General features: G+C 53.7%; 13 protein-coding genes. 5 read left to right on the top strand and 8 right to left on the bottom strand.

Features of this window, described 5'->3' with window-relative positions; genetic code table 11:
• The first annotated feature begins 139 nt into the window (after positions 1 to 139).
• The 5 genes from tsgA to cysG all read left to right on the top strand — a co-directional run bounded on the left by tsgA (position 140) and on the right by cysG (position 6,841).
• Positions 140 to 1,321: an MFS transporter TsgA gene (gene tsgA, locus CJP72_RS22575; RefSeq protein WP_162383503.1), complete on the top strand. Its 1,182-nt coding sequence runs from the start codon at positions 140 to 142 to the stop codon at positions 1,319 to 1,321.
• 284 nt (positions 1,322 to 1,605) lie between these two features.
• Positions 1,606 to 4,149 (top strand): NADPH-nitrite reductase large subunit, encoded by a 2,544-nt coding sequence (nirB, locus tag CJP72_RS22580; RefSeq protein WP_162383504.1) that lies wholly within the window; start codon positions 1,606 to 1,608, stop codon positions 4,147 to 4,149.
• Positions 4,146 to 4,472 (top strand): nitrite reductase small subunit NirD, encoded by a 327-nt coding sequence (gene nirD / locus CJP72_RS22585; RefSeq protein WP_162383505.1) that lies wholly within the window; start codon positions 4,146 to 4,148, stop codon positions 4,470 to 4,472. Before nirB ends, nirD begins: the two co-directional genes overlap by 4 nt.
• A gap of 174 nt (positions 4,473 to 4,646) precedes the next feature.
• Positions 4,647 to 5,456 (top strand): nitrite transporter NirC, encoded by an 810-nt coding sequence (gene nirC, locus CJP72_RS22590; RefSeq protein WP_162383506.1) that lies wholly within the window; start codon positions 4,647 to 4,649, stop codon positions 5,454 to 5,456.
• 11 nt (positions 5,457 to 5,467) lie between these two features.
• The gene (gene cysG / locus CJP72_RS22595; RefSeq protein WP_162383507.1) at positions 5,468 to 6,841 is read left to right on the top strand and encodes a siroheme synthase CysG; all 1,374 of its coding nucleotides are present in this window, start codon (positions 5,468 to 5,470) and stop codon (positions 6,839 to 6,841) included.
• A 53-nt stretch (positions 6,842 to 6,894) separates the two neighbouring features.
• On the opposite strand, the gene CJP72_RS22600 is transcribed toward cysG, so the two are convergent.
• The 8 genes from CJP72_RS22600 to yhfZ all read right to left on the bottom strand — a co-directional run bounded on the left by CJP72_RS22600 (position 6,895) and on the right by yhfZ (position 14,310).
• Positions 6,895 to 7,989, bottom strand: a complete 1,095-nt coding sequence (locus CJP72_RS22600; protein WP_162383508.1) for an aminotransferase class I/II-fold pyridoxal phosphate-dependent enzyme — start codon at positions 7,987 to 7,989, stop codon at positions 6,895 to 6,897.
• A gap of 10 nt (positions 7,990 to 7,999) precedes the next feature.
• Positions 8,000 to 9,304, bottom strand: coding sequence for a YhfT family protein (locus CJP72_RS22605; protein WP_162383509.1), 1,305 nt, complete (start codon positions 9,302 to 9,304; stop codon positions 8,000 to 8,002).
• A 10-nt stretch (positions 9,305 to 9,314) separates the two neighbouring features.
• A complete protein-coding gene (locus CJP72_RS22610; protein ID WP_162383510.1) occupies positions 9,315 to 9,668 on the bottom strand; it encodes a DUF2620 domain-containing protein in 354 nt (117 codons plus the stop codon).
• Between the two features lie 10 nt (positions 9,669 to 9,678).
• Positions 9,679 to 10,557 (bottom strand): phosphotriesterase-related protein, encoded by an 879-nt coding sequence (locus CJP72_RS22615; RefSeq protein WP_162383511.1) that lies wholly within the window; start codon positions 10,555 to 10,557, stop codon positions 9,679 to 9,681.
• Complete coding sequence (locus tag CJP72_RS22620) at positions 10,554 to 11,780, bottom strand: phosphopentomutase (RefSeq protein WP_162383512.1); 1,227 nt, start codon at positions 11,778 to 11,780, stop codon at positions 10,554 to 10,556. Before CJP72_RS22620 ends, CJP72_RS22615 begins: the two co-directional genes overlap by 4 nt.
• Positions 11,780 to 12,943: a YhfX family PLP-dependent enzyme gene (locus tag CJP72_RS22625; protein ID WP_162383513.1), complete on the bottom strand. Its 1,164-nt coding sequence runs from the start codon at positions 12,941 to 12,943 to the stop codon at positions 11,780 to 11,782. Before CJP72_RS22625 ends, CJP72_RS22620 begins: the two co-directional genes overlap by 1 nt.
• An 83-nt stretch (positions 12,944 to 13,026) precedes the next feature.
• On the bottom strand, positions 13,027 to 13,389 hold the full coding sequence (locus CJP72_RS22630; protein WP_162383514.1) for a PRD domain-containing protein: 363 nt from the start codon (positions 13,387 to 13,389) through the stop codon (positions 13,027 to 13,029).
• Positions 13,390 to 13,404: 15 nt separating this feature from the next.
• Positions 13,405 to 14,310 carry a GntR family transcriptional regulator YhfZ gene (yhfZ, locus tag CJP72_RS22635; protein ID WP_162383519.1) on the bottom strand — a complete coding sequence of 302 codons (906 nt, stop codon included), beginning with the start codon at positions 14,308 to 14,310 and terminating at the stop codon, positions 13,405 to 13,407.
• Positions 14,311 to 14,492 lie beyond the last annotated feature (182 nt).

Below are 14,492 nucleotides of genomic sequence, written 5' to 3' on the forward strand. Positions count from 1 at the left end.
TATGTGACGAACATCACTTTGAAATGTGCAACAAGAACATAGATTACTAATATGTATTTAAATACATCACTAAAACGCCTAAAATCTGCCCGCCCATTGCGCTGTCAACGCGCTTTACATCTCTATACACAGGCCAGTCATGACTAACAGCAATCGTATCAAGCTCACATGGATTAGCTTTCTCTCCTACGCCCTGACAGGGGCGTTGGTGATTGTCACCGGAATGGTGATGGGAAACATTGCAGAGTACTTCCATCTGCCGGTTTCCAGTATGAGTAACACCTTTACCTTCCTCAACACCGGTATTTTGATCTCTATTTTCCTCAATGCCTGGCTGATGGAAATTGTCCCCCTGAAAACACAGCTGCGTTTTGGATTTATCCTGATGCTACTGGCGATTGTCGGGCTGATGTTCAGCCATAGTCTGGCACTGTTTTCTGCCGCCATGTTTATCCTGGGGCTGGTCAGCGGGATCACCATGTCGATCGGTACGTTCCTGATTACTCAGATGTATGAAGGTCGTCAGCGCGGTTCACGACTGTTGTTTACCGACTCTTTCTTTAGCATGGCAGGGATGATTTTTCCGATGGTCGCCGCGTACCTGCTGGCGCGCAGCATTGAGTGGTACTGGGTTTATGCCTGCATCGGCCTGGTCTATGCGGCCATTTTCATTCTGACCTTCGGTTGTGAATTCCCGGCGCTGGGTAAACATGCATCGCAAACCGACACCCCTGTGGCGAAAGAAAAATGGGGTATCGGCGTGCTGTTCCTGGCCATTGCAGCACTGTGCTACATCCTCGGTCAGTTATGTTTTATCTCCTGGGTGCCGGAATACGCCAAAGGTCTGGGCATGAGCCTGAATGATGCCGGTACGCTGGTCAGCGATTTCTGGATGTCGTACATGTTCGGGATGTGGGCATTCAGCTTCATTCTGCGTTTCTTTGACCTACAGCGTATTCTGACGGTGCTGACAGGCCTGGCAACCGCGCTGATGTACCTGTTTATTACCGGCACGCCAGAACATATGCCGTGGTTTATATTGACGCTGGGCTTCTTCTCCAGCGCTATTTATACCTCCATCATCACAATCGGTTCACAGCAGACCAAAGTTGCCTCGCCAAAGCTGGTTAACTTTATTCTGACCTGCGGCACCATCGGCACAATGTTGACCTTTGTCGTTACGGGGCCAATCGTGGCACACAGCGGCCCACAGGCGGCGTTGCTTACCGCGAATGGTCTGTATGCGGTCGTCTTTGCGATGTGTTTTATCCTCGGATTCGTCACTCGTCATCGTCAACACAGCATCCCTGCCGTCCACTAAGTTTTCCTACCCCTTTTCGTCCTGAAAAGGGGCTTATTCTTTCCTCCTCCTGAAGGCGTAGACCTCGAAACCGCCAGACGTTGCGGTTTATCTCCTAAAACCCTTCAATTTGTATGCTATTTGTACAATCACGAAAACCCAGGTAATTCCGTAACTTAGAAAAATGCTGGCAAATCAGTAATATACCTCTAAAGGAGTATATAAAGGTGAATTTGATTTGCATCAATAAGCGGGGTTGCTGAATCGTTAAGGTAGGCAGTAATAGAAAAGAAATCGAGGCAAAAATGAGCAAAGTCAGACTCGCTATTATTGGTAATGGTATGGTCGGCCACCGCTTTATTGAGGATCTTCTTGATAAGGCTGATGCGACCCATTTTGACATTACCGTCTTCTGTGAAGAACCCCGCAAAGCCTATGACCGTGTCCACCTGTCTTCATACTTTTCCCATCACACTGCTGAAGAGCTGTCACTGGTGCGTGAAGGGTTTTATGAAAAGCACGGCGTAAAAGTTCTGGTGGGCGAGCGTGCCATCACCATTAACCGCAAGGAGAAGGTGATCCACTCCAGCGCCGGACGTACGGTCTATTACGATAAGCTGATCATGGCGACCGGTTCCTACCCGTGGATCCCGCCGATTAAAGGTTCCGAAACGCAGGATTGCTTTGTTTACCGTACCATTGAAGATCTCAACGCCATTGAGTCCTGCGCCCGTCGCAGCAAGCGTGGAGCGGTGGTTGGCGGCGGTCTGCTGGGTCTGGAAGCCGCTGGCGCGCTGAAAAATCTCGGCATCGAAACACACGTGATCGAATTTGCACCGATGTTGATGGCTGAACAGCTGGACAACATGGGTGGCGAGCAGTTGCGTCGCAAAATTGAAAGCATGGGCGTGCGCGTACACACCAGCAAAAACACCAAAGAGATCGTTCAGGAAGGGAGCGAAGCGCGCAAAACCATGCGTTTTGCCGACGGCAGCGAGCTGGAAGTGGATTTTATCGTCTTCTCCACCGGTATTCGCCCGCGTGACAAGCTGGCTACTCAATGCGGTCTGGACGTCGCTTCGCGCGGCGGTATCGTGATTAACGACGTCTGCCAGACCTCTGACCCGGATATCTACGCGATTGGCGAATGCGCCAGCTGGAACGATCGCGTATACGGCCTGGTTGCTCCGGGCTACAAAATGGCGCAGGTCGCCGTTGACCATATTCTGAATAACGAAAACGCCTTTGAAGGTGCGGATCTGAGCGCCAAGCTGAAGCTGCTGGGCGTCGATGTGGGCGGTATCGGCGATGCGCATGGCCGCACGCCTGGCGCACGTAGCTATGTCTACCTTGATGAAAGCAAAGAAGTCTACAAACGCCTGATCGTGAGTAAAGATAACAAAACGCTGCTCGGCGCGGTTCTGGTCGGCGACACCAGCGATTACGGCAACCTGTTGCAACTGGTGCTGAACGCCATCGAACTGCCGGAGAACCCGGACTCACTGATTTTGCCAGCACATGCGGGCAGCGGAAAACCGTCCATCGGCGTGGATAAACTGCCGGACAGCGCGCAGATCTGCTCCTGCTTCGACGTCACGAAAGGGATGCTGGTCGCCGCCATCAACAAGGGTTGCCATACCGTTGCCGCCCTGAAAGCAGAAACCAAAGCGGGTACGGGTTGCGGGGGTTGTATCCCACTGGTGACTCAGGTGTTGAATGCCGAGCTGGCGAAACAGGGCATTGAAGTAAATAACAACCTGTGCGAGCACTTCCCGTACTCTCGCCAGGAGCTGTTCCATCTCATCCGGGTGGAAGGCATCAAAACCTTTGAAGAACTGCTGGCGAAACACGGTAAAGGCTATGGCTGCGAAGTGTGTAAACCTACCGTCGGTTCCCTACTGGCCTCCTGCTGGAATGAATATATTCTGAAGCCGCAGCACACACCGCTACAGGATACCAACGACAATTTCCTGGCCAACATTCAGAAAGACGGAACCTACTCCGTGATCCCACGTTCCGCTGGCGGTGAAATTACCCCAGAAGGTTTAGTGGCGATTGGGCGTATTGCCCGTGAATTCAATCTGTATACCAAGATCACCGGCTCTCAGCGTATTGGCCTGTTTGGCGCGCAGAAAGACGACCTGCCGGAAATCTGGCGTCAACTGATTGATGCAGGCTTTGAAACCGGTCATGCGTACGCGAAGGCGCTGCGTATGGCGAAAACCTGCGTGGGCAGCACCTGGTGTCGTTACGGCGTGGGCGACAGCGTCGGTTTCGGCGTTGAGCTGGAAAACCGCTACAAAGGCATCCGCACCCCGCACAAGATGAAATTCGGCGTTTCCGGCTGTACCCGTGAGTGTGCGGAAGCCCAGGGTAAAGATGTCGGTATCATTGCGACGGAAAAAGGCTGGAACCTGTACGTTTGCGGCAATGGCGGGATGAAACCGCGCCACGCCGATCTGCTGGCCGCTGATATCGACCGCGAAACGCTGCTCAAATATCTCGATCGTTTCATGATGTTCTACATCCGTACGGCAGACAAACTAACCCGTACCGCACCGTGGTTAGATAGTCTGGAAGGCGGTATTGAATACCTGAAAGCGGTCATCATTGACGACAAACTGGGTCTGAACGATCACCTGGAAGAAGAGATGGCGCGTCTGCGCGAAGCCGTCATCTGCGAGTGGACAGAAACCGTCAATACGCCATCTGCACAGGTTCGTTTCAGGCACTTTATCAACAGCGATAAACGCGACCCGAACGTCCAGGTTATTCCTGAACGTGAACAGCATCGTCCGGCAGCACCGTACGAACGCATTCCAGTAACTCTGGTGGAGGAGAACGCATGAGCCAGTGGAAAAACATCTGCAAAATCGATGACATTCTGCCTGCAACCGGCGTCTGTGCGCTGTTAGGCGAAGAGCAAGTCGCTATTTTCCGGCCTTACCATAGCGACCAGGTCTTTGCGATCAGCAACATCGATCCCTTTTTCGAATCCAGCGTGCTGTCACGCGGGTTGATTGCGGAGCACCAGGGAGAGTTGTGGGTCGCCAGCCCGCTGAAAAAACAGCGCTTCCGCCTGAGGGATGGCCTGTGCATGGAAGACGAAAGTCATTCCGTGAAGCATTACGAAGCCCGCGTGAAAGACGGCATCGTACAGCTGCGCAGTTAGTATCTTAACGGGAGGTGCAACGCCTCCCTTACTTGACGTCTTTTTTGGCCTTTTATTGGTAGGCCGGATAAGCGTAGCGCCATCAGGCAAATTGCCGGGTGGCGTCGCAAGCGACTTATCCGGCCTACGGTTACGATTTCTTTTTATTTTTGTATTTCAAGGATAATCAAACACATGTTTACAGACACTATCAACAAGTGTGCGGCTAACGCTGCGCGCATCGCACGCCTGTCGGCAAATAACCCACTCGGTTTCTGGGTTAGCTCCGCAATGGCAGGGGCCTATGTCGGTCTTGGTATTATCCTTATTTTCACCCTCGGGAATCTGCTTGCCCCTTCCGTTCGCCCGCTGGTGATGGGTGCAACCTTTGGTATTGCGCTGACGCTGGTGATTATTGCCGGTTCTGAACTCTTCACGGGTCACACTATGTTCCTGACGCTCGGCGTCAAAGCGGGCACCATCAGCCACGGGCAAATGTGGGCCATTCTGCCGCAAACCTGGTTGGGCAACCTGGTGGGTTCGGTGTTCGTCGCGCTGCTGTATAGCTGGGGCGGTGGTAGTCTGCTACCGGTTGATACCAGCATTGTACACTCGGTGGCCCTCGCCAAAACGACCGCCCCGGCGAGCGTGCTCTTTTTCAAAGGCGCGCTGTGTAACTGGCTGGTTTGCCTGGCAATCTGGATGGCAATCCGTACCGAAGGTGCCGCGAAGTTCATTGCCATCTGGTGGTGTCTGCTGGCGTTTATCGCCTCTGGCTATGAGCACTCCGTTGCCAACATGACCCTGTTTGCGCTTTCCTGGTTTGGTCATCACAGTGATGCCTATACCCTGTCCGGGATCGGCCACAATTTGTTGTGGGTAACACTGGGTAATACTTTGTCCGGTGTCGTATTCATGGGATTGGGTTATTGGTATGCTACGCCGAAATCGGAGCGTCCGGCTCCGGCAAAAATCAACCAAACTGAGGCTGCTGCCAATCATTAAGGGGTAATGTCGTGGATCATTTGCCTATATTTTGTCAACTACGTGACCGCGACTGCCTGATCGTCGGCGGGGGTGATGTCGCAGAACGCAAAGCGCGGTTATTGCTGGAAGCCGGTGCCAGACTCACCGTCAACGCACTGGCGTTTATTCCGCAGTTTACCGTATGGGCAAATGAAGGCATGTTGACTCTGGTGGAGGCACCGTTCGACGAATCTCTCCTTGACCCTTGCTGGCTGGCCATCGCGGCAACTGATGATGATGAAGTGAATCAACGCGTTAGCCGCGCTGCCGAAACTCGCCGGATTTTCTGCAATGTGGTCGATGCGCCAAAAGCCGCCAGCTTCATTATGCCCTCGATTATTGACCGTTCACCGTTGATGGTAGCCGTCTCCTCTGGTGGCACATCGCCAGTTCTTGCGCGTTTACTGCGTGAGAAACTTGAGGCCATGCTGCCTCAGCATTTAGGCCAGGTGGCGCACTACGCCGGGCAGCTACGCTCCCGGGTGAAAAAACAATTCGCCACGATGGGCGAACGCCGTCGCTTCTGGGAAAAACTCTTTGTCAACGTTCGTCTGGCGCAGTCGCTGGCCAACGACGATCGCCAGGCCATTGAACAAACCACTGAACAGATGCTCAGCGAACCTCTGGATCACCGTGGTGAAGTGGTGCTGGTGGGCGCCGGACCTGGCGACGCCGGTCTGCTCACCCTGAAAGGGTTGCAGCAAATTCAGCAGGCCGATGTGGTGGTGTATGACCGGTTGGTCTCCGACGACATCATGAACCTGGTCCGCCGCGATGCTGATCGCGTCTTCGTGGGCAAACGTGCGGGATACCACTGCGTACCGCAGGAAGAGATTAACCAGATCCTGCTGCGTGAAGCTCAGCAGGGTAAACGAGTCGTGCGTCTGAAAGGCGGCGATCCGTTTATTTTTGGTCGCGGCGGCGAGGAGCTGGAAACCTTATGCCACGCAGGGATCCCGTTCTCTGTGGTGCCAGGGATTACGGCGGCCTCAGGCTGTTCAGCGTACTCCGGTATCCCTCTGACTCACCGCGACTACGCGCAAAGTGTCCGCCTGGTCACCGGGCATTTGAAAACCGGTGGCGAGCTGGATTGGGAAAACCTGGCGGCTGAGAAGCAGACGCTGGTGTTCTACATGGGGCTGAATCAGGCAGCGACCATCCAGGAAAAACTGATTGAGTTCGGCATGCAGCCGGATATGCCCGTTGCGCTGGTTGAGAATGGAACCGCCGTGAAGCAACGCGTGGTTAACGGGGAGCTGTCGCAATTAGGTGACCTGGCGCAACGTGTTGAAAGCCCGGCGCTCATTATTGTGGGCAGGGTCGTCGCTCTGCGCGATAAGCTGAACTGGTTCTCAAACCATTAATGTAAAAAAACCGGGAATTTCCCGGTTTTTTTATGCCTGCCGCTACCCGCGCGCTAGCCAGCCATGACCTGTCTGATGCTTTCGCGCAAGATACGCAGCACCGTCTCCTCGCCACTACGGTTTGGGTTAATACGGATCGCGTACTGTTCCAGACCTGGTGCTGCTTCGCGAAACGTCCCGGAGAGACGATAAAACAGCGGCGGGATCTCATATTTTGATTCCGCCCCCACCGGATAAGGCAGCGCCCCACGTTTCTGCGCTTCTTCCAGCACTTTCCCGGCAATCGGGTGATTGAACTCCACGATCAACACTTTCGACTGCGCATTGGCAATGACTGCCTGCTTCACCTCCGGCAGACTCCCGCCATTTAACCGCGCGAGCAAACGCTCGGATACCCCCGCCTGCACGGCATGCATCACAGGTGCAAAAACCAGTCCCCGCAACACCTCCAGCGCTTGTGTGCCCTGGATCTGGCTACCGCCGGAATACAGCGTAGACCGGATTCTCGCGATAGCGCTGGCCTCCCCAACCACCGCCCCCACACCCTCGGGGCCGAAGAGTTTAAAACAGGAGAACGTAGAGAGCGTGGCACCGCATTCACATCCGATGCTACTCACTTTCATGACGGCATAATTGTCATCCGTCAGCGCAGGAACCCCACACTGTGCGATTTCCTCCAGCACCGCCGTCAGCGAGTAGTTGTCCTGGGGCTGCTGGCGTGTGTGCTGAACCAGCGCCGCCTGAGGACGGTGCTGTTCAATCGCCTGCGTTACCGCACCGGGCGTATTGAAATCAGCACGAATCAGCTCGATGCCCATCTGCTCAATGATGCACGCGGTGGTTGGATACACCGGCGCATCATGCACCAGAAGTCGCTGACCGGGTTTGAGTAACGCGCTCAACCCCGCGCGAATAGCCCCCGTGCCCGCGCCCTGCACCAACACTGCCGCCTCGGCATGAAATGCCTCGGCCAGTACCTGCTCGACACGCTGCGTGACCCGGGGCTGGTTTAGCCCCGGCACAAGCCCTAAATCGCCGCCCGCCAAAAAATCAGCACCGGGAAAATAGCGGCACAACGTGTCCACCAGCGCAAATTGCTTCTCCTGAGCCTCCACCAGCGTCAGGCTTTGTAATGGATAGGTCTTCATTTACGCTACCTCAAGCCGGCACGAACAGACCAAGCCAGTAGAGAACATTCAATAAGATCCCGGTGATCATCACCGCAACCACTGGCGCCGCCATCTTCTGAACCGGGCGCCCCAGCGACTCGTTAAAGAAGTAAATGACAACTGCAATGGAGAATCCGGTATACCCTGCCATCTTGATCGCCGCAAAAATGGAACCTATTAACAGCGCCATTTCCATCAGCATATTCATCGCATTACGAATATTATCCGAAGCATTACGCACTGACGGGTAGCGCCCGAGCCATTTTCCAATCGAGCGCAACAGCAGAACTTCCGCCGAAATAATCACCGCCCCAAGAATGGCCGCAATCCACGGATTTGGCGCCAGATAACCCACCGCATACACAAAGGTGAAACCTGCCACGGCATAAACCCCCGTGGCCAGCGCGGTCGTCGCAATCAAAGGAACAAAGCCCAGACCACGCATAAACTCCGCCAGCGCCGCCTGGTTAATCAGGGTCTGCGACTGCTCCGGTGTAATGCCTGCGGAGTAGGCTTTTTCCAGCGTGAAAATGGACACCTCACTACCGGCAAAAATATTCATACTCGCGACGGCCGCGATCAACGCTCCGACAATCGCGATATACGGTAAGTTTTTGATGATCCGCGACGTTCGTTCTTCAAAGACCGATATCCCGCTGATATCCATCTCCTCATCGCCACGATGACGCAAATCATGCGTGATAGCGATCGCCAGCAGCATCACCATTCCCACAAAAATCTCAATGGATTCCGGATTCAAATGAGGGAAAAAGCGCACAACAGCAATACGCGTTGTCAGCACTACAATCGCCGCGACAAGGCTATGTTTCCAGCCAAACTGGTAGAAAATCGCCACTAACGGAAAGAGTGCGAACGCGGAAACCACTGGAGAGCTCAACTCCCCGAGGCTACCCAGTACATCAACGGGCAGCGCGGTAAGAAGGTGGTTTACCGGCAACAAACAGGTCAGAATCAAAACGCCCCAGATTGCCCCGAGACCAAATGCCAGCACACTGTTTACCGCCAGTACGCCAAGAATATCGGTCGGCAAGAACAGCAGCCACGCATTCAGCAATCCCGTTTTCAGGGTAAACGAAATCCCCACGGAGGCCACAAACCCAATGCTCAGACCAAACGCGATACTCCCCGCTTCACGGCGGTTCATATACCCTTCGATCAGTTGCGGCAAAATAGGACGAATACCGTCATGAAAGACCGCCGCAGAACGATGCGCCAGTAGCGATGTCATCCCCGTAAGGCAGGCCACGACCAGAATTTGAATATAAAAGTCCATAGATTAGCCTTTATTTCAAATGGTTAACCAACATAGGGATCGCATGCTCAACATGTTCGACGGAGAGACCAAATGCCACCTTCCCCTCAGCGACCATTTTTGCGATATGTTCGTCTTTCGCTTTAATACCTGGCTTCGCAATCGTGCAACTCTTGTTATACCCGATGACCGCAATAGCAATGGAGAGCGCCGCCCCTGCCCCGGTATTACAGGCACCAATGTAGTAATCCAGTTGACCGGATTTCACCTTCATTGCCGCCTCCATATCGTTGTGGATGGAAACTTCAAAGCAGCCAGGAGCTACCGTTTCGATGGTTTTTTTAATTTGCTCACGCTGTAAGCCAGCAACACCAATCTTTTTCATGAGTCTGTCCTTATTGGAAAAATTGTGAGGGGTTTTCACGCAACATCATGTCCACATCGGCCTGGCTGAATCCTGACTGGCGTAGTTGTGGGACAAAGGTGGTTAACAGGTAGTCGTAGCCATTACCGCCGTTCGCTTTCAAATGTGAGCGGCGGGTAATATCCATTGAGAGCATCACGCGATTGAGCAAATCGCGATCGCGAAGCGCATGCAGCATCCCAATACGTTTTTCGTCCGGGTAGTAGCTGTTTTTACCGATCGTGTCGAACTGCACGTACGCACCGAGATCGATCATGCGTAAGATATTGTCGAGGTTATCTTTTAGATCGCAGTGACCAATCACCACTCGCGAGAGAGAGACGCCGTACTTTTTCAACAAGGCCAGTTGTTCCAGACCCATAGTGCTGAACGAGGTGTGCGTCGAGATCGGGCGCCCGGTTTCATTGTGGGCACGCGCGGCAGCAATAAAGACTTTTTCTTCCAGCGCCGTGATAACACCTTCACTGGAGCCAATTTCAGCGATGATCCCGGCTTTCAGTTCAGTGCCATCAATTCCACAGATGATTTCGTCGACCATTTCCTGCGCCAGTTGCTCCACGCTACGGGTCGCGACATGTTCAGGGAAAAAGGCATGCTGGTAATACCCTGTGCAGGCCACCACATTCATTCCCGTATCACGCATCAGGTCGAGCATAAATTGTGGGTTACGCCCCATGTAACGGTTGGTCATCTCAATGATGTTGCGTACACCCAACGCCATCAGATCGTTCATCTCCTGGCAGATGAGATCGTACTGATCGAGGCGGCAGTCGAGATTATTTTTAAACCCGGAGAGATCGATATGCAGATGCTCGTGGGCGTAGGTGTAGCCTGAACTATCAATGCTCATAACGCGTCTCCTGTGAGCCGTAATGCCGGAAGAAAAGAGGTGCCGTTTTGCGGGGCGGCAGCGCCAAAGAATTCGCATACCGTGGCTCCCACATCTGACAACGTAGCGCGAACGCCTAACTGAGCAGGTTCCAGACCCTGTCGATACACCAGCACCGGCACCACTTCACGGCTGTGGTGACTATGCCCAATCGTGGGGTCGTTGCCGTGATCGGCCATGACAACCAGGCAATCATCCGGTCTCATGTCAGACAGAAGACGCGTTAGATTACTGTCGACAACCTGTAGGCGCTCCGCATAACGTGCGACATCCTCGGCATGACCGGCGAGATCGGTTTCCTGGATGTTGGTACAAATGAACGCAGTCTGTTCCGCGTTAAACTCGTCTCGCGTGATATCCATAATGCGCTGGCTATCGACCAGGTTTTGCCAGCTACGACCATGCGGATTGCTGACAATATCAGCCACTTTTCCGACCAGAACGGTCAGTACACCGGCCTCATGCAGCTTCTGCGGAACCTGAACCTGCGCATCAACGCCATAGCCCATGTGAACCACCTGAAATCCGTGTTCATACGCCCCCGAACGCGGCGCATTGATGCCGATAAAACGCCCTTCTTTTGTTTCTGCGGCATCCAGTATCTGTTGGCTGGCTTTCAGCATGCCGCCAAAAGCAATGACCCGCCCAACCTGCACTTGCTCACGCACGATGCGGCCAATTTTCACCACCTCATCGAAATCAATGGCAGAAAGGTTGGCGGTAATGTTGTAGACCTGTCCCAAATCCGCTTCGAGGTTATCGCCAATGGCGACCGCCTGATTCACCCACAGGAAAGCCAGCCCCTCGCCACGTCGTTCCACCTGCCAGCCTGCGGCTTTCAGCGCCTGTTCAACGCGCTCAATGACGTCGCTAAATGGCATACGTAGTGGCGCTTGTGGTCGCGAGCCTAGAATCTCCTGATGCCCCATGAAGGTATCGCCCCCTTCATGTTGCAATTCCGCGACGCCCCATACCGCAGATGCGGACGGTTGCATCACGCCAGCCGTGTACCCCAGCGCATTCATCAATCCCAGCTTTTCCAGCGTTGGCAGATGTAGCTGCGGCAACTGACTCAGGATGTGCCCACAGGTATTCGCCCCGGCATCCTGTGGTCGAGTCTGCGCGACATCCTTCATTGCTCCGACGCCGAAGCTATCAATCACGACCACCACGAAACGAGCCATTAGTCCTCCAGAAGGTTTCCGAGGCTGTCATAACGGGCGACAATCTCGGGCGCACCGCGCTGAATACCGGACACCAGCACAACGTCACTGCGCGTCACAAAGATTTGTGTGCGAAAACAGAGCACAACGGCACTGCTTACCGGGAATTCCCCGGTGATAGGCAGGTAATAATCAATACTGCTGTCATCGATGGGTTTCAGCTGCGCCTCAACCGGCGCTTCATTTTCATGGGTAAACACCAGCGCATTACGCGCATGCCCGCGACGGTAATAACCGCCGCCGTAGCAATAGCTGTCGCCACGAAAATGGTGAGAGATCTCGCTCAGCCAAAGCATCGCAATGCGCTCAGGCTGGTCGCCCTGTTGATTAGAAGGAATAGTGCCGGTCAACGCATGGCCAGGCTCTGCATGAGTGACGCCGTACTTTGCCAGCAGCGGCAAAGAGGCGCAGCTGGTTGCAGAAGGGGCATTCAGCTGTTCGATAGCGACGCCCGACGCTTCGAGTTGGCGTCGCGCATCGACCAGTGTGTGCAGGTTAGGCGTCGGGACGGTTTCACCTGCCGCATCATCCCAGAGCAAACAGGGAAAATGCGTTAATCCGCTCAGATGCAGACCAGGTAACCGTTGGACCTCAGCAACAACCTCCTCCAGATCTGCCAGCGGGAAGCCGCTTTCCTGCCCGGGATAAAGAAAGTCGTTTTCACCATACACTTTGAGCATCACCGCCTGCGTCTGCCCGGCTTTCACGGCGGCCGCAGAGACTTCCCGCGCTTTCTCTAACGAAAACAGCGTGATGACATCCGTATTGTGTTCTACTGCTGCATCAACGAGTCGGGACGGGATCTGCACCAGATGCCCCTGATGTGCGATAGGCAATCCGGCGCGACGCAGGGTTCGGCCCTCTTTATAGTCCACCACGACAATCCCGGCATAACCCAGCGCCAACAGCTTTTCCGCCAGCCAGGGATTTCGCCCAACTTGCTTCGTCATCAAATACAGCGTGATGCCCTGTTGCTGAGCGACCTCAATCAGGCGCTTACCATTTTCCAGAACCTGGTCAACATCAATCACCCAGCTATCGGGGATTATCTTCCCCTGCTGCCATAGCCGGAGCGCAGCGGTAATAAGCGCAGGGTTCTGACGTTTCAATGCGTGTGTAAACATCTTTTAGCCTCGTTTCCAATCCCTGATTTAAATATTCATTTTTTTGAATATTTAAGGTGAAGTACATTGCTATTCCGTCTGGTTCAAACGTTTTCTTCTGCCGCCATCCACAATCCGTACAGGTTTGCCAGCAGGTATCCCTCTTCATTTGCATGAAGCGTCACCGCAAACTCTTTCAGCAATGCCTGATGCATCAGCAAAATGGTTGGCCAGAGATTGGATTGCGCCATTTCAGCCAGTAACTCATCATCCAGCGGGCCAATCACTTCCCCCCGGCGGCTACGCATTAACGCACTCGCCATGTGCGTCATCGCCATCGTCCCTTGCTCGGAGTGAACCGGCAGACGCCACTCATTGCTCAACCGTTCAACAACCTGCAACATGCCGCTGCAGATATCCTTATCAATCACTCCCGCTTCACATAGCAGGTTAAGTCGGTTTTCCATCGAAATGCCCTTAACTTAATAGCTGGGTTCCTGCTCACCCTTTACCACCCGTTGCTGGTGGGCGAGCAGTGCCTGTTTGTCCACCACCGCGCGCAGCAATTGCTGCATCGGATAATCATCCGCACGCGTCAGTACGACAGCTTCCGTTGCCTGTAAAAATCGGGGATCGCGGGTAAGCGGGGTAGCCTCTAATCCCAGCATCGCCAGCTCAGCGTCGGCCACAACGTTCCAGATCACCGCATCCACATCCCCTTTCACAATGCGCTGAAGACTTTCGTGGTAAGAAAGGTCAATCAACTCTACGTCACTGTCGCCAAAACAGGCTTCCGTCATGATTTTCTGATCCGCCGAGCGGTTATCCAGACCCACGCGTTTCACGTTTTCAGCCTCACCTTTGCGACAAATGAGCTGATGCTCACCGACATAAGTATGTGGACCCAGTTCCAGCGCTATACGTAATCCGTTCTGCGCCAGATAACTGTCTGCCGCCAGACGGGAGACCACCGCCATGTCATAGACGCCATTGAGTAAACATTCCACGCGAATATCCGCCCCACGCATGTGCGCGTAATAAAAGGGGATTCCCTCAAATTGCGCTTTCAGACCGCTCGCCAACCCTTCATACAGACGGGTGTACGGCAACGGCATGGCACATACCACGTTATTGATATCCACATGCGTCAACAGCGTTTTGTTATCCATTTCTACCAGGAAACTGCCATTACGCCCGCGACGCTCGATACGGATTGCCCCTGAGGATTCCAGCGTTTTCAGCGCGGCCTGCGTTAATCCAACAGAGGAGTGGCATTCATTCGCCAGCTCATCTATGGTTTTCAAACGGTTACCACACTTTTCACCCAGGAGGTAACGGGCCAGAGTTGTTATTACAACCCCTTCTTTCTTGATAAATGTCCGACGCATCATATATTTTCAGTAAATTGAATATTTATATCTTCATTAAATTGAATATATAACGCAATGGCGAGATGTGCAAACGGCGAGGCGCTTCACAGTTTTTATCGATCGCGTAAAAGGCAGGCGAATAAATATCCTCCGGCATAGCCGGAGGTTTTTCAAATGCGCCTGTAAGGCTCTGTTACCAG

The sequence above is a fragment of the Citrobacter sp. NCU1 genome (assembly GCF_010231475.1).
Classification (GTDB): Bacteria; Pseudomonadota; Gammaproteobacteria; order Enterobacterales; family Enterobacteriaceae; genus Citrobacter_D.

What these genes read in the sequence shown, in the direction of transcription:
- CJP72_RS22625 (WP_162383513.1), bottom strand. Translation starts at nt 12,943, where the DNA reads ATGTTTACACACGCATTGAAACGTCAGAACCCTGCGCTTATTACCGCT.
- CJP72_RS22630 (WP_162383514.1), bottom strand. Translation starts at nt 13,389, where the DNA reads ATGGAAAACCGACTTAACCTGCTATGTGAAGCGGGAGTGATTGATAAG.
- tsgA (WP_162383503.1), top strand. Translation starts at nt 140, where the DNA reads ATGACTAACAGCAATCGTATCAAGCTCACATGGATTAGCTTTCTCTCC.
- nirD (WP_162383505.1), top strand. Translation starts at nt 4,146, where the DNA reads ATGAGCCAGTGGAAAAACATCTGCAAAATCGATGACATTCTGCCTGCA.
- CJP72_RS22610 (WP_162383510.1), bottom strand. Translation starts at nt 9,668, where the DNA reads ATGAAAAAGATTGGTGTTGCTGGCTTACAGCGTGAGCAAATTAAAAAA.
- nirB (WP_162383504.1), top strand. Translation starts at nt 1,606, where the DNA reads ATGAGCAAAGTCAGACTCGCTATTATTGGTAATGGTATGGTCGGCCAC.
- CJP72_RS22600 (WP_162383508.1), bottom strand. Translation starts at nt 7,989, where the DNA reads ATGAAGACCTATCCATTACAAAGCCTGACGCTGGTGGAGGCTCAGGAG.
- CJP72_RS22620 (WP_162383512.1), bottom strand. Translation starts at nt 11,780, where the DNA reads ATGGCTCGTTTCGTGGTGGTCGTGATTGATAGCTTCGGCGTCGGAGCA.
- nirC (WP_162383506.1), top strand. Translation starts at nt 4,647, where the DNA reads ATGTTTACAGACACTATCAACAAGTGTGCGGCTAACGCTGCGCGCATC.
- yhfZ (WP_162383519.1), bottom strand. Translation starts at nt 14,310, where the DNA reads ATGCGTCGGACATTTATCAAGAAAGAAGGGGTTGTAATAACAACTCTG.
- CJP72_RS22605 (WP_162383509.1), bottom strand. Translation starts at nt 9,304, where the DNA reads ATGGACTTTTATATTCAAATTCTGGTCGTGGCCTGCCTTACGGGGATG.
- CJP72_RS22615 (WP_162383511.1), bottom strand. Translation starts at nt 10,557, where the DNA reads ATGAGCATTGATAGTTCAGGCTACACCTACGCCCACGAGCATCTGCAT.